At 69.2% G+C, this 18341-nt stretch carries 12 protein-coding genes; 2 read left to right on the top strand and 10 right to left on the bottom strand.

The annotated features are described in order from the left end of the window. Positions 1 to 61 precede the first annotated feature (61 nt). The 8 genes from ACFVVI_RS31275 to ACFVVI_RS31240 form a co-directional block, all read right to left on the bottom strand. A complete protein-coding gene (locus ACFVVI_RS31275) occupies positions 62 to 277 on the bottom strand; it encodes a phosphopantetheine-binding protein (RefSeq protein ID WP_387448014.1) in 216 nt (71 codons plus the stop codon). Between the two features lie 3 nt (positions 278 to 280). Then, a complete protein-coding gene (locus ACFVVI_RS31270; protein ID WP_378995464.1) occupies positions 281 to 1120 on the bottom strand; it encodes a siderophore-interacting protein in 840 nt (279 codons plus the stop codon). Next, positions 1117 to 2346 carry an enterobactin transporter EntS gene (entS, locus tag ACFVVI_RS31265; RefSeq protein WP_387448012.1) on the bottom strand — a complete coding sequence of 410 codons (1230 nt, stop codon included), beginning with the start codon at positions 2344 to 2346 and terminating at the stop codon, positions 1117 to 1119. Before entS ends, ACFVVI_RS31270 begins: the two co-directional genes overlap by 4 nt. Further along, a complete protein-coding gene (locus ACFVVI_RS31260; RefSeq protein ID WP_378635651.1) occupies positions 2343 to 3341 on the bottom strand; it encodes an ABC transporter substrate-binding protein in 999 nt (332 codons plus the stop codon). The genes entS and ACFVVI_RS31260 overlap by 4 nt, the downstream gene beginning before the upstream one ends. A 56-nt stretch (positions 3342 to 3397) precedes the next feature. After that, positions 3398 to 10924, bottom strand: a complete 7527-nt coding sequence (locus ACFVVI_RS31255; protein ID WP_387448011.1) for an amino acid adenylation domain-containing protein — start codon at positions 10922 to 10924, stop codon at positions 3398 to 3400. 96 nt (positions 10925 to 11020) lie between these two features. Continuing rightward, on the bottom strand, positions 11021 to 11827 hold the full coding sequence (locus ACFVVI_RS31250; protein ID WP_378635655.1) for an ABC transporter ATP-binding protein: 807 nt from the start codon (positions 11825 to 11827) through the stop codon (positions 11021 to 11023). Positions 11828 to 11839: 12 nt separating this feature from the next. Further along, the gene (locus ACFVVI_RS31245; protein WP_378995472.1) at positions 11840 to 12895 is read right to left on the bottom strand and encodes a FecCD family ABC transporter permease; all 1056 of its coding nucleotides are present in this window, start codon (positions 12893 to 12895) and stop codon (positions 11840 to 11842) included. Continuing rightward, positions 12892 to 13890 (bottom strand): iron chelate uptake ABC transporter family permease subunit, encoded by a 999-nt coding sequence (locus tag ACFVVI_RS31240; RefSeq protein WP_378662344.1) that lies wholly within the window; start codon positions 13888 to 13890, stop codon positions 12892 to 12894. Before ACFVVI_RS31240 ends, ACFVVI_RS31245 begins: the two co-directional genes overlap by 4 nt. A 155-nt stretch (positions 13891 to 14045) precedes the next feature. On the opposite strand from ACFVVI_RS31240, the gene ACFVVI_RS31235 reads away from it, so the two are divergent. Beyond that, on the top strand, positions 14046 to 14762 hold the full coding sequence (locus ACFVVI_RS31235; RefSeq protein ID WP_379314198.1) for a hypothetical protein: 717 nt from the start codon (positions 14046 to 14048) through the stop codon (positions 14760 to 14762). Positions 14763 to 14880: 118 nt separating this feature from the next. On the opposite strand, the gene ACFVVI_RS31230 is transcribed toward ACFVVI_RS31235, so the two are convergent. Then, on the bottom strand, positions 14881 to 16446 hold the full coding sequence (locus ACFVVI_RS31230; RefSeq protein WP_387448008.1) for an MFS transporter: 1566 nt from the start codon (positions 16444 to 16446) through the stop codon (positions 14881 to 14883). A 98-nt stretch (positions 16447 to 16544) separates the two neighbouring features. On the opposite strand from ACFVVI_RS31230, the gene ACFVVI_RS31225 reads away from it, so the two are divergent. Further along, complete coding sequence (locus ACFVVI_RS31225) at positions 16545 to 17702, top strand: DUF5925 domain-containing protein (RefSeq protein WP_387448006.1); 1158 nt, start codon at positions 16545 to 16547, stop codon at positions 17700 to 17702. Between the two features lie 58 nt (positions 17703 to 17760). On the opposite strand, the gene ACFVVI_RS31220 is transcribed toward ACFVVI_RS31225, so the two are convergent. Beyond that, positions 17761 to 18336: a TetR/AcrR family transcriptional regulator gene (locus ACFVVI_RS31220; RefSeq protein ID WP_378635667.1), complete on the bottom strand. Its 576-nt coding sequence runs from the start codon at positions 18334 to 18336 to the stop codon at positions 17761 to 17763. Positions 18337 to 18341 lie beyond the last annotated feature (5 nt).

Below are 18341 nucleotides of genomic sequence, written 5' to 3'. Positions count from 1 at the left end.
GCGCCGGGCCCGCGGTGGCACAGCCGTACTGCCACCGCGGGCCCGGATCCGGACAGCGCGATCAGGCCAGCAGTTCGATCCACGACCCGAGCACGGGATCACCTGCGAGTGTGGGGAAGTCGATGTCTGCATGTCCGGCCGACCGCCATTTCTCCACGAGCGACATGATGCGAACCGAGTCCAGGCCCGCATCGAGCAGGTCGGTGTCGGTGGCCAGTTCCGAGCGGTCGACGCCGAGCGCCGTTGCCACATCCGTGATGATTTGTTCGTCGGTCATCGCTCATTCCTCTCGATCGAAGTCGGCGACGCCGCGCTTCCAGTAGCCGGCGATCAGTGAGTCCTTCGGCCCGATCCCGAGTTCGCCGCGCACTACCTTGCGAATGCCGCGCAGACAGCCGGCCTCACCGGCGACCCAGGCGTAGACCCGCTGTCCGGCAGCCACTTCCACGCCACGTACGGCCTTCTCCAGTGCGTCACCGGTGCCCGGCTCGAGGTCGCCGCGGTGCAGCCAGCGCACCTCGATACCCGCGGGCGCATCGATCTCGATCTCTTCCTCTGGTCCGGTCACCTCGATGAACGCCCAGCCCTGCGCGGTCCGCCGCAGTCGTTCCAGCCAGCGCGCGATGGCGGGCAGCGCGGTGATGTCACCGACGAAGAGGAACCGGTCGTAGGACTCCGGGACGACGACGCCACCGGGAGGGCCCGCGATGTGGATCTTGGTGCCCGGGGTCGCCGCGCTCGCCCACTCCGAGGCCAAGCCGCCGGGGTGGATCGCGAAATCGATGTCGAGTTCGTTGTCGGCGACGCTGTGGCGGCGCACGGTGTACTCGCGCGACACCGGGCGCGGGTTGCCCCACTCGAGTGACTGACCGTCGCGCGCGGGCAGCCGCAGTACCCCGTCCTCGCACGGAAAGACCAGGCGCACATGCTCATCCGGCACATAGCTGTGGAAGGACGCGATATCAGGCCCGCCGAAGGTGATCCGGAGCAGCCCGGCCCCGACCGCGACCGTGCGGATCACCTCCACTTCCTGCAATCCGATCGGATACGGGACCTTCGCGCCGTGCTCACTGGCGAGCACCTCGGCGATGCGCGCGGCGTAGCCACTGCGATCTGTCACTGCTGTTCCTTTCCGTGCAGCGGCCCGGCGGCAAGCGCCACCACGCCGGTGAGAACCAGGACCGCGACGCCGTAGAACACGAGCGCGGAACCCGGTGCGAAGAATTGGCCGACGAATCCGGCGGCCATCGAACCGATCGCGGTGCCGGTCACCGACTGCACCATGAGAAGTCCGGCCATCCGGCCGCGCAGTTCCTCGGGTGCCTGCTGTTGCAGCAGGGTGTAGCGCAGCACGATGTTCACCGCCCTGGCCAGGCCGAATCCGGCCAGTCCGAGGAACACCAGCGCCGCGTGTGACCACAGCCCGGCGGCGATCACGCCCAGCGGCATGAGGGCCAGCGAGATCAGCAGGGCGAGCCCGTTGTAGCGGGTGCGGCTCATCCAGCCGCTGGTGAGCGAGCCGATCACGGCACCAGCGCCCGGCGCGGCGTAGAGCAGGCCGAGGGTGCCGGGGCCTGCGCCGAGTTCGACTTCGGCGAAGGCGGGTAGCAGCACCAGCGGGCCGCTGACCAGCATGGCGAGCAAGCCGGTGAGCAGGATGATGCGAATGGTTTTGTGCTGCACCGCGAATCGAATGCCGATCGCCAGCTCGCGCACCGGGTTCTGCAGGTCGCGGGCCGGCGGCGGCGCGGGCCCGATCGCGGTGATCAACCCGACCGTGGCGACGGTGGCGCCCGCGCACAGGAAGAACGCGACCGACACCCCCGCCTGTGCGACGAGCACACCGGCGATCGCGGGCGTGATCATGGTTCCGAGGTCAGTGGTGAGCGCGGTCAAAGCGCCTGCCGCCGCGATCTTCTCGCGACCGACCAGCATCGGGACAAGAGCCATCAACGCGGAGCCGCTGACGCCGCCCGCGAGTCCGTCGATGACGGCGGCCAGATAGATCACCGACAGCATCGGATCCGGCAGCACCGCGTTGATACCGAGGATCAGGAAACCGAAACCGGCTGCGCTGCGCGACCATTGGATTACGTTGCGCCGGTCATAACGGTCGGCGATCACACCGCCCGCGAGGCTGCCGACGAACAACGCGGCCGCGGTGGTCGTCGCGATGCCGGCGACCTGCAGGGTCGACCCGGTCAGTTGATAGACCTGCAACGGCAGGGCCACCATGAGCAGCCCGAGCCCCAGCACCGACACCAGCCGCGCCGCGAACGCGCACCGGAACGGACGCGAGGTCCGCAGCGGGCTGATGTCGATGAGCAGGCCGCCGACCGCTGTCACTTGAAGCGTTCCACGAGCAGATCGAGCGTGGTCATGACCGTGCGGTAGTCAGGACGTGAGCTGGTCGCGGGCAGCTCGAAGACGGTGTTCGCCTTGAACGAGGGCAGCGACGCGTACATCGGGTCGGCCCGTAGCTCGGCCAGGCTCCGGCCGCCGTTGAGCGGGATCATGAACAGCACGGGCGCGTCGACGGCGGTGTTCAGCAGCTCCGGGCTGAAGCTGATGAAGTCGGCGCTGCCTTCACGAGCGGGGTTGCCCGCCTTGGCTTCGAGCTGCTGGTCCAGGGTGAACCCGACCTCCGACAGCAGCGTGGGCAGTGCGGCGGTGGGCACGAACGCGGTCGGCTTCTGGCTCTTGAGCGACTGCATGATGACGGTGTTGCCCGCGGGCGCCTTGATGGCGGCCTTGGCCTTGGCCAGCTTGTCCTTGTAGTTGGTGATCAGCTGGTCGACCTTGGACGGCTTGCCGACCACGTCGGCGATCACCCGCAGCTGGTCCTGCCAGTAGGTGGTCTCGGTCGGCACCAGCACGGTCGGGGCGATCGCGCTGAGCTGGTCGTAGGCGTTCACCGACTGCTGCGCCGGGTAGCCCTGGCCGCCGCCGATGATCAGGTCGGGGCGCTGGGCGGCGATGAACTCCAGGTTGATGTTCTCGCCGGTGGGCAGGGCCTTGGTGCCCTGCTTCGCCGCGTCCTCGGCCCAGCCGGACGGGAACTCACCCGGCTTGCTGGCGACGCCGAGCAGCCGCGGGTCGGCGGCGACGACCGGCGCCTCGAGGTCGTAGAGGTAGCCGGCCAGGGTGCCGTTGAGCACCACGATGCGCTGCGGATCCGCGGGGACGGAGACCGGGCCCTTCGGAGTCTGGACCTCGCGGGGGCCGCTGGGTGCGGCGGTGTCGCCCGACGAGGTGCTGCAGCCGGTGAGCGCTGCGATCAGCGCGAGAACCAGCAGGGCGAGGGTGGCGCGGAGCCTGCCCGATGATCGTGTGGTGAACATGGAAGGGGTTGTCCTCATCTTTCTTTTCGAACGGTGAAAAGCAGTGCGCTGCATGCTCAGCCGCCGATCACCGGGTCTGTGTCGAGAAGTGCTGCGACCTCGGCCCAGCCGGTGGGCGACACGATCTCGAAGTGGGAGTAGGGCAGTCGGCGCACCACGAGCCGGGCCTGTGCGGACTGCCAGCCCGCGAGTTGCGCCTCGGTGCGGCCGGGTGCGGTTTCGGTGTCGGCGGCGTAGAGCGCCATCGGGCCGTCGTAGCCGGCCGCGGTGGACGCGGTGACCAGGCCGAGCAGGGTGCTCGCGGCGGCGCGCAGCTTGGTAGCCAGTTCTGGTGCGTCATCCGGGATTTCGGGGAGCAGCTGGTCCAGATCGGCGGGGTCGGTGAGTGCGCGGGTGGCCTGTTCGGTGAGATCGGACAGGGCGAAGGCGTCGACCAATCCCGTGAACGCGACTTGCTCGCCCGCCGCCGTCAGCGCGGCGGCCATGGCGTGGGCGATGGTGCCGCCGAGGGAGTAGCCGAGCAGGTGGTAGGGGCCGTGCGGTTGGATTCGGCGGATGGTCGACACGTAGTGGGCGGCCAGGTCGTCGATGGTCTCGGCACGGAAGGTGTTGTCGCTCAGGGTCGGTAGCTGCAGGCCGATGATCGGGCGGTCGGCTCGCAGGAGTTTCGCGAGCGGGCCGAACTGCCAGGCGGTCCCGCCGACGGGGTGAACGCAGAACAGCGGATCGCGTGAACCGGTGGTGCGGAGTTCGAGGACATGGTCGAGTCGCGAACCCCAGGCATCCGTGTTTTCCGCATCGCCCGTTCGAGAGTTGTTGTTGTTCTCAGCGATCCGGTTGGCGAGTGCTCGTGGTGTCGGTGCTTCGAAGACATCGTCGAGGACGACCGCGAGCCCTGCGCGCCGGAGCCTGCCCATCACCCGAACGGCGGTGAGCGAGTGGCCGCCCGCCTCGAAGAAATCGGCGTCGGCAGCGATGTCGGTGGTGGAGAGCACGGCGGCCATCGCCGTGCGGATGGTGCGGACCAGGTCGGTGGCTTGGCTATGGCCGGTGCTGGTCGCGGTGGAGATCACGCTGCGGTGATCAGTTGCCGCGCGGTGTGCCCGCTCAGCGTGCGCGGAGTCGCTGCCTGGCTCGCGGGTCGTGGAGGTGTCGGCGATCAGATCGCGGGCGCTCGGCGAATCCTGCGGGTCGTGTGGGGCAGCCGCCGGCACGGGGATGTCAGAAGCCGACCCGGCGTTACTCGATGTGGCCGTGGGGTTCTCGGCAGCGTTGACCGCGTAGTTCGGGACCGGCAGGGCCTTGCGATCGATCTTCTCGCTCGTCGTGCGGGGGATGTGGTCGAGGACGACGAACGCGGCGGGGACCATGTAGGCGGGCACCCGTGCTCGTAGGCCGGAACGGACGGTGGCGATGTCGATGTCGGTGTCCGCCTTGGCGACCAGGTAGGCCGCGAGGCGTTGATCGCCCGGGGTGTCCTCGCGCAGGATCACCGCGGAGTGGGCCACGCCCGGGCAACTCAGCAGGGCCGCTTCGATTTCGCCGAGTTCGATGCGTTGCCCGCGCAGCTTCACCTGACTGTCGGCGCGGCCCACGTAGTCGAGTTCGCCGTGCGGGCCCCAGCTCACGAGATCGCCGGTGCGGTACATGCGTTCGCCGTGTCCCAGCGGGTCGGCGACGAACGAACCCGCGGTCCGGGCCGGGCGGGCGAGGTATCCGCGCGCCAATTGCGTTCCCGTGAGATACAACTCGCCGATCACACCGACCGCGACCGGGCGCAGCTCGGTGTCGAGAACACGCACATCGGCACCGCCGGCGGGCAGACCGATCGGGACATTGCCGCGGTCGGCGCCGGAGGTCTCGTGGTGGGTGATGCACACCGCGGCCTCGGTGGGCCCGTACAGGTTGTGGACGCGGGCGCCGGTGAGTGCTCTGATCCGCGCCGCGGTCGGCGGCGGTAGCGGTTCGCCGCCGGTGATCACGCAGCGCAGCGCGGTGCAGCCGCTCAGGTCGGCTTCCTCGGCGAGCACGGTGAGCATCGACGAGGTGAGCTGGACCATGCCGACCCGCTCGGTCGCCATCAGGTCGGCCAGGTAGTGCGGGTCGCGGTCGAGTCGACCCGACACCGGTGCCGCCACGACGCGCGCACCGACCAGCAGCGGCAGGAACAGCTCGAGCAGGGAGGCGTCGAACGTCGCCGCGGTGCGGTACAAGACGGTGTCGCCCGCGCCGAACCGGTGCCGTCGCTGCATCCACTCGAAGGTGCTGGTGATGGCCTCGTGGGAAACGCTCACGCCCTTGGGTTCGCCGGTGGAGCCCGAGGTGAACAGCAGGTACGCGGCATTGCGGGGGAGCAGGGGCGCGAGTCGGTCGAGGTCGGAGACCGAGGTATCGGCGAAACCGGACAGATCCAATGCTTCGACCTGTGCCACGGATGCGCGATCGGTCGTGAAGTTGTCGGCCGCGGTGGTGAGAACCAGCGCCGCGCGCGATGTTGCGAGGATCCTGTCGGCGCGCTGCGCGGGACTGTGGGGATCCAGCGGCAGGTAGACCCCGCCGGCCCGGCACACCGCGTGCGCGGTGACGATCGACTCGATTCCCCGCGTCATCGCCACCGCGACCACAGTTTCGGGCCGAACGCCCTCGTCGATGAGCCAGCGCGCGAGCCGATGGACCCGGCTGTCGAATGCGCCGAACGAGAGCGTCACGCCGTTCGCGGTGACGGCCGGCGCGTCGGCGGAGATCGTCGCCGTCACCGACCAGTCGGCCAGCGTGCTGCCGTGTGTTTCCGACGGCATCGCGGCAGCCATGGCTTCCTCGACGGAACCGTCGAGATCGGCGGCCAGCGTGGACAATACGGCGCCGAGTCGATCACTGAGCCGCGTGGCGACCGGGCCGGGCACTGCGGCCACATCGTGGTGCAACATCAGCGCGAACTCGGCGCCGGGCAACGCGGTCACCGTGACCGGGAAGTCGGTCAGCCCGTCGACATCGACGTCCACCACCTGAACCCCACCGGGATCGGGCTGCAACAGACCGGCTTTCGGGAAGTTCTGGAACACGACGAGCGAATCGAACAGCCGCCCGAATCCCAGCGCCCGCTCGATGGTGGCCAACCCGAGGTATCCCCGGGCCTGGCCGTCGAACGAGGTCTGCTGCAACTCCCCGAACTGCTCGGTCACCGGCCGACCAGCCCCGAGCGACACCCGCACGGGCACGGTATTGCTGAACAATCCGACCATTCCGCCGACTCCGTCGAGATCAGCGGGACGCCCGGAAACCACGGTCCCGAACACCACATCGGTGCGCCCGAAGTGATCCGCGAGCACCATCGCCCACGCGCCCTGCAGCACGGTGTTCACGGTCAGCCCGTGCCGCCGGGCGTTCTCGGCCAAGGCCGTCGCCACGTCGGCGGCGAGCGGAACCCGCAGGCCGACCGGACGCTGTCGCTGGGCCGTCGCCGAATCCGCCGGGCGCGGTGCTCCTCCGCCGTTCGTGGTCGGCTCCGGCGTCGAGACGGCGGGCGCCGGTGCGCCGGCACCGCCCGGTGCGAACGCGGCCGGATCGGTTGCGGATGTAGGGGTGGCGGCGAGCAGGGTCGGTGCGCGCAGGCCGGTGAGGTTTTCGGTCCACCAGTGCAGGGTCGCGGTGGTGTCGCGGGTAGTGAGCCAGGTGAGGTAGTCGCCGAAGTAGGCGGGGGCCGAGAGGGTCTCGCCGGTGTAGAGGGCGAGGGTTTCCCGGACCATCGTCGGTACCGACCAGCCGTCGGCCAGGAGGTGATGGGCGATCAGAACCAGCCAGTGCGAGGTGTCGGTGAGGCGGATCAGGAGGCCGCGGATCAGCGGCGGTCGATCGATGTCGAACGGTGCGGCGCCGACGCGCCGCACCGAAAGCCGTGCTTGCGCTGCGGGATCAGGTGACTCGCGCAGATCCTCGACCTGCCACGAGACGCCCGGTGCCCGCGGAACGATCTGCACCGGCTGGTCGAACTGTTCATAACTGAACGCCGCGCCGAGGTTCGGATGCCGCCGCAGCATGCTCGCGAACGCCGCACCCATGCGCTCCGGATCGACGATGCCGTCGAGGGTGAAGCGGGCCGTCATCGTGTACACGTCGTCGGCGCCGTCGCGCAGTGCGTGGAACAGCAATCCTTCCTGCAGGGGGGACAGCGGGAGCACGTCGGCGACCGGTCCGTAGGTAGCGCCGAACTCGTCCAGGTCGCTCTGCGTGAGCGCTGCGATCAGGCGACCGGGCGCTGTCGGGAGCGGCGACGAGACAGCGGCCGGCGACTCGAATCCCACGGCGGTCGTGGGATGTTGCGGCTCGGGGGCCGCCTCCGCGGCCAGCGCGGCGAGGCTGCGCCGGGTCAGTAGTTGCTGGGGCAGGAGGGTGAGGCCCCCGGCGCGCAGGCCGCTGCTGACGGTGATGGCGGTGATGCTGTCGCCGCCGACGGCGAAGAAGTCGTCGTCCATGCTGACGGTGTCGAGGCCGAGGGTCCTCGAGATCGCCTGGTGGACGGCATGTTCAGCGTCGGTGGCCGGTGCGCGTCCGGACTCGTCGGTCGCGGGGTCCGGTAGCGCCGTGCGGTCGAGTTTGCCGTTGACGGTGGTGGGCAGGGCGTCGAGGACGACGAGTCGAGCCGGCACCATGTGCTCGGGGACCAGGTCGGCCAGGCGGGTACGTGCGGCCGAGGTATCGAGGTCGCCGGTCGCGGCGACGACGTAGCCGATCAGGGTGGGGCGCCCGGCGATGTCCCGGATATCGGCTGCCGCGGTACGGATCTCGGTCAGACCTTCGAGTGCCGCTGCCACATCACCGAGTTCGACGCGGTGGCCGCGGATCTTCACCTGATTGTCGACCCGGCCCAGGTATTCGTAGCCGAGCCCGGCCACCCAGCGCGCCCGGTCGCCGGTGCGGTACATCCGCGCTCCCGGCGGGCCGTACGGATCGGCGACGAAAGACTGTGCGGTGGTGGCGAACCGGCCGAGATAGCCCCGCGCGATCTGCGGACCGGCCAGATACAGCTCGCCGACCTGACCGTCGGCGACGATCTGCAATCCGTTGTCCAACAGGTGAGCCCGCGAGCCTGCGACCGGCATCCCGATCCGTGGACCAGCGCCGTCGATCGGTGCCCCGATCACATCCACCGTCGCCTCGGTCGGGCCGTACAGATTGACCGCCGCGAACCCGCCACGATCGATCGCGCCCCATAGCTCCGCCGAGCACGCATCGCCGCCGATCACCAGCGTCAGCGGCGGGCGCGCTGTCTCATCGGCGCTGTCGGCGCTCGCGAGATCCGTCGCTGTCGTGATCTTCCCGATCGCCTCGGTGCTCGCTGTCGCCGACTTCCGGCCGACCGGGCTCGACTGTGCCGGCGACGGTAGTTCGCTGGTCAAGCCGTGTTCGAGCAGGGCGGCGACCAACGACGGAGTGCCGTCGACGACGTCGATGCCGTCCCGGGCGAAAGCCTCGACCAGGGCGGCCGGGTCACGCCGGGTATCGCTGTCGTACACGCGGATCCGATGTCCGGCGGTCATCCACAGCAGTGGGTCGAGCGAGGCGTCGAAGGCGAAGGAGGTGGTGTGCGCGATGGTCAGCTGACGGTTGCCCGCACGGCCGGCGGCGGCGCTGTGGATCCCGGCGCGGTGCGCGGCGACGAGCGCGGCCAGGGAGCCGTGCTGTACGACGACACCTTTCGGCTGACCGGTCGAGCCCGAGGTGTAGATGACGTAGGCCGCGTGCTCGGGCCTCACTGAGAGCGCGAAGTCGGTGTCCGCGTGGTCGTCGAGCCGCGCACGGAAGCCGGCGTCGTCGATCGCGACGGCGTCGGCACCGAGCTGGGCCGCCAACTCACCGGCGCTGAGCACCACAGCGGGGCCCGCGTCCGCGATCGTCGCCCGCAGCCGGGCGACCGGGTGTTCCGGATCCAGGGGCAGATAGGCGCCACCGGCGCGCCAGACGGCGAGCAACGCGACCACGAATTCCACATCGCGGGGTAGCGCGAGGCCGACGATCGCATCCGGCCCGACCCCGGCCCCGCGCAGGAACCGCGCAAGCCGGTTCACCCGGAGTCGAAGTTCGGCGGCGGTGTACTCGGTTTGAGCCGAACTCAGCACCACGGCATCCGGTTGCTCGGCGAGGACGTGTTCGAGAAGGTCGGGGATCGTCGCGACCGACGGCTCGTCGTGAAGGGCACGAGTTTCGTTGTCCGGGAGCTGCATTGCCGTCGAGCGCGCGGCCAGCAGCCGCGTGCGCTCGGCGGGATCGAGCAGTTCGAGCGCACCCACCGCGATCTTGTCCGACCCGGTGAAAGACTCGATCACCCGGACCAACCCGGCGACCCGCCCGCACACCGTGTCCGCGTCGTTGGTTCGCGCGTCGGATTCGAATCCGAGCAGCACCGTGCCGTCGGGCAGCGGAGTGACGGTCAGCCCCAGGTCCTCCGGGGGCCCGCCCGCCACATTGCGCAGCACGCCACGCGCACCGTCGAAATCGAGGGTGAAGTCGAAGACCTTGAGGTTGATGCCGATTCCGTGCAGGAGTTCGCCCGCGCCGTGGCCGTGGAAGTCGCGGGCGAGGTCGTCGCCGCTGTAGCGCTGGTGCTTGCGGACCTCGCGCAGGATGTCGGCGATGCGGGGGCCCAGCTCACCGAGCCGGTCGCCCGCGCTCACCGTGACCCGCAGGGGCAGCACGTTCACCGCCATGGCCGGTGTGCGCAGGGCGGCGCGGCCGACCCGGCCCATCAGCAGCATCGAGACCACCACATCGGCGGTGCCGAGTTGGCGGTGCAGGAACGCGGCGTAGCAGGCGACGAGCGCGTCGGCCCACGTGATGCCGTGCCGTTCGGCGCTCTCGCGCAGTGCCGCGAGCAGTTCGGTGGACAGGATGGCCTCGGCGCGGATTGTTCGCTCGACCGCACCGCCCAGGTGGCGACCGCGGCCGTCGAGATCGGGCCACGGTGTGAGCTGGTCGCGCCAGTAGGCGCGGTCGGCCTCGAATTCGGGGCCTGCCCGATAGGCCTGCTCCTCGGCGACCAGTTCGGCGATGGTTCCGAAAGTTTGTTTCGGCGAGGGTGTTCCGCGTCGGAGGGAGGTGTAGTGGGCGGCGACTCGGCGCGAGAGCAGCGCCGCGCTGTAACCGTCGACGATGAGGTGGTGGTAGAGCTGCACGCACCAGACCACGCAGTCGGAGATCCGGATCAGCGTGTAGTTGTACAGCTGCCGGTCGACCATGCCTCGGCACCGTTGCGCGGCCTGCTCGCGCTCCAGCGCGACAGCCTCGTAGGCCAGAGCCATCGGCTCCGCAGCCGCCCGTAGATCGACGGTCGGTCGCAGCACCGCTTCGGCATCGCTCACGAATTGCCTTGGCCCGTCGGCTGTTTCGGTGAACCGCAGCCGCATATTCTCGGCCTCGGTGACGGTGCGACGGATCGCCTCGCTCAGCAGGTCGACATCGATCGGCGCGTCCCCGGTGATCTCCAGGACCTCGCCGACCAGGTAGCGCCCGGACTCGGGATCGAAGCGCTGGGCGTTCCAGATGCCGAGCTGCGGTCCGGTCAGCGGCAATTCGAGACCATCTGTCACGGCAACTCCCTCCCTCGTCACATTCACAATCAGTTAGGTTAGCCTAACTTAACTAATTGTGGAATACCTATGTTCGGCTGCCGCATCGCCGCAGCTCTAGCGCACCTTGGCGGCATCCTGCGCCAGCGGAATCACCAGTGGCGTACCGGTTTCCGGGTCGTCGACGATGCGGCACCGCAACGAGAAGACCTCGTCGACGAGCTCGGCGGTCACGATGTCGGCGGGCGCACCCGTCGCGACCACCCGCCCGTCGCGCATGGCTACGAGGTGATCGGCGTAGCGGAAGGCATGGTTGAGGTCGTGCAACACGGCCACGACGGTCCGCCCGGATTCGCGGTTCAGTGACCGGCACAGATCGAGCAACTGGATCTGATAGGCGATGTCGAGGTAGGTCGTCGGCTCGTCGAGCAGGATCAGCGGGGTGTCCTGGGCGAGCACCATCGCGATCCACACCCGCTGGCGCTGACCGCCCGACAGTTCGTCGACCATCCGCGCCGACAACTCGGTGACACCGGTCGCCGCCATCGCCGAGGTGACGGCTTCCTCATCGGCCTTCGACCACTGCCGCAGCAGCGTCTGATGCGGATAGCGGCCGCGGGCAACGAGATCGGCGACCCGGATGCCGTCCGGCGCGGTGGAGGTCTGGGGCAGCAGACCGATCTGCCTGGCCACCTGCTTCGCCGGGTAGGAACTGATCGGTTTGCCGTCGAGCAGCACGGTCCCCGACTCGGGGGTGAGCAGCCGGGCCAGCGCGCGCAGCAGCGTGGACTTGCCGCACGCGTTCGGGCCGATGATCACCGTGAACTTGCCGTCCGGGATATCCACCGACAGCTGGTCGCTGATCGTGGTGCCCTTGTAGCCGAGGCGGACCCGGTCGGCGCGCAGGCGTGAAGTGTCGTTCATCTTTTCGCTTTCCTAGTTCCGTCGCGCCTCGGCGACCAGCAGATACGCCAGGTACAGGCCACCGACCGAGACGGTGACGAGGCCGACCGGCACGGTCGTCGGGGCGAACGCGTGCTGGGCGATCCAGTCGCAGGTGATCAGCAACATCGCTCCCATCGCCGCCGAGGGCGCGAGCGCGATCGACGGTGTGCGGGCCAGCTTGCGCGCCAGATGCGGTGCGGCGAGGGCGACGAACGCGATCGGGCCCGCGACCGCCGTCGCCACCGCCGTGAACGCGACGCTGAGCACGATCAGCCACAGCATCGCCCGGCTGACGTCGAGGCCGAACGCCCGGGCGGTGTCGTCACCGAGTTCGAGGATCTGTAAGCGGGGAGCCGCGGGGATGAGCGCGATCGCCAGCAGCGCGAGGATCACCACCGCGGGACCGACCTGCGGCCACGAGAGTCCGTTGAGCGTGCCAGCGCCCCAGGCCGCCGCCGACATCGCCGCGTCCAGGTCGGCGCGCAGGATCAGCCAGGTGTTGATCGAGGCGAGCATGGCGCTGACGCCGATGCCGACGATGATCAGCCGGAACCCGGCTACGTTGTGCCGGAACGCGAGGAGGTGGATCACCAGCGCGGCGCCGAGCCCGCCGATCACCGCACCGGTCGCGGTCTGCAGGTGCCCACCACCCAGGGTCAGGATGGCGATCAGCGCGCCGGTGTAGGCGCCGGTGTTGAACCCGACGATGTCCGGGCTGCCCAGCGGATTCCTGGTCACCGATTGCAGAATGGCGCCGCTCACGCCCAGCGCGGCGCCGAGGATCAGCGCGAGCAGGATGCGCGGCAGCCGCCAGTCCCACACCACCAGCCGGTCGAACCGCTCGTCGCCGATCACCAGCGCGCGGAGCACCCGCAGGGGCGGGATCAGGTAGTCACCGCTGCCGAGGGCCAGCACCGCTGTCACCACCGAGATCGTGAGCAGGACAGCGCAAACCACCAGGGTGCGCACGCCGATCCGGGCGGAGAAGCGTGTTCCGCGCGGCCGGACCACCAGCATCGCGCGGCCGAAATCGATCGTCGAACTCATGCGGCGGCACCTACTCTTGCGCGACGGGCCAGCCAGATCAGTACCGGCGCCCCGAGGAACGCGGTGACCAGGCCTGCGGGAACTTCATCGGGACGAATGACGAGGCGGCCCACGATGTCGGCCGACAGCACCAGGATCGGCGCCAGCACCAGCGAATAGGCGAAGATCCAGCGTTGGTCGGGTCCGATCAGCCACCGGGCCACATGCGGAACAGCGAGGCCGACGAACGCGATCGGGCCCACCGCGGCGGTCGCGGTGCCGCACAGCAGCACCACCGCCAGCGCGGTGAACAGGCGTGTGCGCCCCACGTGCACACCCAGCGAGTGCGCCAGATCGTCGCCGAGCGCGACCGCGTTGAGCGAGCGCGCGCACAGCGCCGCGATGATCAGGCCCGCGGCGATGAACGGGGTCGCGCCGTAGAGGATCTCGAATCCGCGTCCGGTGAGTCCGCCGGAATCCCATTGACGCATTTCGTCGAAAGCCTTGGGGTGCATCAGGATCAAGCCCCTGGTCAGGCCGCCGAGAACCGCGGTGGCGGCGACGCCTGCCAGTGTCAGCCGCACCGGGTCGGTGCCGGATCGTCCGGCGGTGCCCACGCGGTAGACGACCACCGACACCAGGGCGGCGCCGAGAAACCCGAACCAGACGTACGAGGTGATCTCGCTCACGCCGAACATCGCGACGGCGATGGTGATCGCGAAGGCCGCTCCCGCGTTGACGCCGAGCAGGCCGGGGTCTGCCAGCGGGTTGCGGGTCAGGCCCTGCATCAAGCAGCCCGCGACGCCGAGCGCGAGCCCGACCAGTAGCCCGAGCAGGGTGCGTGGCACGCGGTACTCGGTGACGGTCACGTGATCGGGAGTGGTGCTCACGCCGAACAGTGCCTGCCAGACATCGCCGATCGCAATGGCTTTCGTGCCGACCAGCAGGCTGAGAGCACAGACTGCGACCAGCGCGAATGCGGCAAGAAGCCACCCGCACCAACGCGGATTTCTCATCAGGGTTCTCTCTCGCGGCGAAACTGGGTCGTCTTGGAGGTTAGCCTAAGCAAGGTCTTGATAGGTGAGGCTTACCTCGCTATGGTCACATCTCGCCCGGACCGCAGCTTGTGCGCCGCGCATCTCACCACGAGGAACACGAAAGGTTCACCCCCGTGAAAATCACCAAGTTCGCCCTGCTGGCCTCCAGCGTGAGCGTTGCCCTCGGCATCGCTGCCGGAACCAGCCACGCAGCACCTGCCGCGGATGAGCCGATCAACTACACGTCCACCACCACCGAGACCTCGACGATCATCGGCACCGACGCGGGCTCGATGGTGGTCGAGGACGGCGTCTTCAAGATCAAGGCCGCCAACGGCACCACCGTCGCGGGTACCGAATTGGCCTTCCGCGTAGACGAATTCGTGTTCCCGATCGCCGCCGACATCTCCGGCCGCACCGCCACGCTGACCCCGCAGTTCGACCTGGCGCACGCCACCTACAAGCCGGTCGCGCTGCCCTACGAGAACGTGGCTCCGTGGAAGAGCGAGTACGACCGTGAGCAGGCCGCCTGGAGCCGCATGACCGGCACCATCTCCCTGGGCGCCAGCATCGCCACCCTGGTCGGCGGCCTCGGCGGCGGCGCGATCGGTTGTGTGCTCGGCGGCATCGCGGGCGCCACCATCGCCTCGGCCACCATCGTCGGCATGTTCGGCCCGTTCATTCCGGCCGCGGCCGTCGGCTGCATCGCCGGCATCATGGCCATCGGCGCGCTCGGCACCCTCGCGGGCCAGATCTTCATCACTGCCCCCGTCGCGATCATGGCCGCGGTGCAGTACTTCACCACCATCAACTCCCCGATGCCGAACAACCCCGCCCCGGCCACCAAGTAGCGGTCAGGGCCTCGGCCGAATCGGCCGACTACGAACCTCGCGGAGGGGACAACTCAGCGAGAGACGAATCCCGCCCGGTCAGCATCGGGCGGGATTTGTTGTGTCCGAACCACCTCGGTCAGTCGATGTCGGATGTCTTCTCGTTCGGCGCGGGGATGTGCCGGAGCAGCCCCATGACCAGCCCGGCGGCGACGGCGGTGAGCCCGATGCCGACCACCGAGTTCACCTGCAGCGCTTGGGTGTAGGCCTCGCGGGCGACGGTGGACAACTCGGCGCCCAGCGTTTCGGGCAGTGTCGTCGCGACGTGCAGGGCGCCCGCGAGGGTGTCCTCGGCCACCTGCGCGACCTCCGGCGGGAGTCCGGCGGGCAGCTGCTCCGACATCTGCCCGCGGTAGACGGCGGTACCGATGCTGCCGATCACCGCCACGCCCAGCGCCGCCGACAATTCCTGACCGGTTTCGGAGATGGCGGAGGCGGCACCGGCGCGCGCCGGGTCGACCGCGCCGACGATCAGGTCGAGGCCGAGAACGAACATCGGGCTCAGGCCGAGGGAGAACACCACCATGCCGGTGACGATCAGTGCCAGGTCGTCGGCGCCGGCGAGCTGAGTGAACAGCGCGTACCCGGCCATGGCGATGATCAGGCCGCCGGTCATCAGGTACGCGGGCCTGATCTTGGGCGCGAGCGCGCTCACCACCCCGGCAGCCACGACCATCGCCGCCGCCTGCGGCACGGTCCACAGACCGGCCTCGAACGCCGAAAGGCCCAGCACCAGTTGCAGATACTGTGCGAGCAGCAGGAACAGCCCACCCATCGCCAGCATGGCGACCATCAACGCGATCAGTGATCCGCTGAACCGGACATTGCCGAACAGGCGCAGGTCGATCAGCGGATCGGTCAGGCGTTGCTGACGCAGGACGAACGCCGTGCCGAGTACCAGTCCGCCGACCAGCACGCCGACGGCCTCGATCGACCAGCCGTCCTTGGCGAGCTCCTTGATGCCGTAGATGACGCCCATCACCGACAGCAGTGACAGGACCGCGCTGAGAATGTCGAGCTTGCCCGGATTCGGGTCCTTGTACTCGGGCAGCAGGAACGGGCCGGTCGCCAGCAGCAGCACCATCGCGGGCACCGCCACCAGGAATACCGAACCCCACCAGAAGTTCTCGAGCATCGCGCCACCGACGAGCGGTCCGATCACCATGCCGACCATGAAACTGGTCATCCACACGCTGATCGCGGCGGTGCGCTGGCGGTCGTCGTGGAACATGTTGCGGATCAGCGCCAGCGTGGACGGCATCAGCGTCGCGCCCGCGATGCCGAGCAGCGCGCGGGTGCCGATCAGCATGTTGGCGCTGGTCGAGTACGCGGCGATCACGGAGGCAACGCCGAAGGCCAATGCGCCGATCATCAGGAGTTTGCGCCGGCCGATGCGGTCGCCGAGGGTGCCCATGGTGATGAGGAAGCCGGCGACCAGGAAGCCGTAGATGTCGAGGATCCACAGCAATTGGGAGCTGCTGGGTTCGAGTGCTTCGCTGATGCGCGGGATCGCCAGGTACAGCACGCTCAGGTCCATCGAGATGAGCAGCGTCGGCAGGGCGAGGACGGCCAGTCCGATCCACTCCTTGATCCCGGCCGTCGTGGTGGATTCCGGCGGGGACTGGTCGCGCTGAGTGGACGTCACCCTACGACCGTACCGACGCCTTCGCCTACGGTGCCAGCGAGTTTTCGCGCCGGTGCGCGCCGTAAGTCATTGGACATTCCGGGCCGGGGGCCACGATCATGGGCTCGGTGTCCACACGTAATGAACAGCTCAGGCTCGTCGATTCGCCGCGTCAGCCGCAGGATCAGGGCGAGCCGTTTCCGTGGTCGGCGACCATCGACTCCACCTATTCGACCCGCGACGCGATCGACGCGCTAGCCCTTGCCCCGTTCCTGCGCGGCGACCAGCCGTTCGCCCGCCAGGCCCACCTCGACCGGGTGCGCCCCGACGCGGCGCTGCGGCCCACCGACTCGCGGATCGTGCGCTCGGTCGCCGACGACGACAGCAGCGCCTTGCTCGCCGCCGGTGACGGCTGGGCATTGCGGGCCGTGCGGTGGGCGAGCGGTTCGGCCACGATCGAAGTGACCGCGGTGAGCGACGAACTCGCCGTCGACGTGCTGGCGCAGGCCACCGATGGGGCAGCACTGTCACGCGACAGTGCGGCCACGGTCGAGATGGGATTCTGGCACATGGACGTCCGGCGCCCCGCGCGCAGACGGCGCCAGATCGCGGCCCCCGCGTGGGCGGAGATCCGTGGCAACTACACCGGCTCGGTGTCCGCGAGCATGGAGCGATTGATGGGGCTCGGCGTCGCCGATATCAAGGGACGGCTGGTACTGCTGCACGGTGAGCCCGGCACCGGCAAGACCACCGCGCTGCGTGCGCTCGCGCGGTCGTGGGCGCCGTGGTGTCAGGTCGACTGTGTCGTCGATCCGGAAGAACTGTTCAGCAATCCCGGCTACCTGATGGAAGTCGCGGCGGGCGCCGACGGCGACGACGAGGACGGCCGCTGGCGGCTGCTGGTGCTGGAGGACTGCGACGAACTGATCCGTGGCGAGGCGAAAGAAGCCGCGGGGCAGAAGCTTTCGCGTCTGCTCAATCTCACCGACGGCATGCTGGGCCAGGGCCGCAACGTGCTGATCGCGATCACCACCAACGAAGACCTCTCCCGGCTGCACCCCGCCGTGGTGCGGCCGGGCCGCTGCCTGGCCCAACTCGAGGTCGGCCGGCTCTCGGCGACGGAAGCCGAAGAGTGGCTGGCCCGCCAGGACGGCGTTCCCGCCGAGTCGAGCTTTCCCGACGGCGCGACCCTGGCCGAACTGGTCGCCCACCGCGACGGCGGGATCCAGATCCGATCCACCATCGACCACTCGACCGACGTCGGCATGTACCTCTAGCGTTTCCGTGCGCAGACGGCCTTTCCGGCCTCGGCCGGAGAGCCGTCGGGCGTGCGGGTCAGGGTGTGCCGACGGGGCGGATGTGCGCCCTGACCAGCTCGGTGAGGTGACGGCCGACGCGGTCGAGCGGCTCGGTGCTGTGCTTGGCCAGCGACATCACCACCGCGCCCTCGATCGTGGCGATGACGGTCGTCGCCAAGGAGCTGGCGGTGTCGGGGTCGATGTTCTCCGCGCGGAGCCGGGTCTCCAGTGTCCGCTCCCAGTCGTCGAACGCCTCGCCTGCCGCGTCGGCCGCCGCGGGTGACTCCGAGCGTCCGAGTGCCGCGGCCACGATCGGGCAGCCGGCGAGGAAGTCGCTGGACTCGACGACCTGTTTCCACGCGTCGGCGAACGACGCGATGGTTTCCTCCGGCTTGGTGTTCTTGCTGAAGGTCTCGATCAGCGTGGTCATCGCCCGGCCCGCGACTCGGGTGGCCTCGGTGATCAACTCGGACTTGCCGCCGGGGAAGTTCAGGTAGATAGTCCGGCGGGAGAGCCCGCTGTGGTCGAGCAGGTTCGCGACACCGGTCCCGGCTACGCCGTTGCGGCGCACCAGGTCGATCGTGCTCTGGACGAGTCCGTCGCGCGCTGCCATCGACA

Source organism: Nocardia sp. NPDC058114 (genome assembly GCF_042884695.1).
GTDB lineage: Bacteria > Actinomycetota > Actinomycetes > Mycobacteriales > Mycobacteriaceae > Nocardia.
Note: the sequence above shows the minus strand (reverse complement) of the source record. Positions and strands in the feature narration are given on the sequence as shown.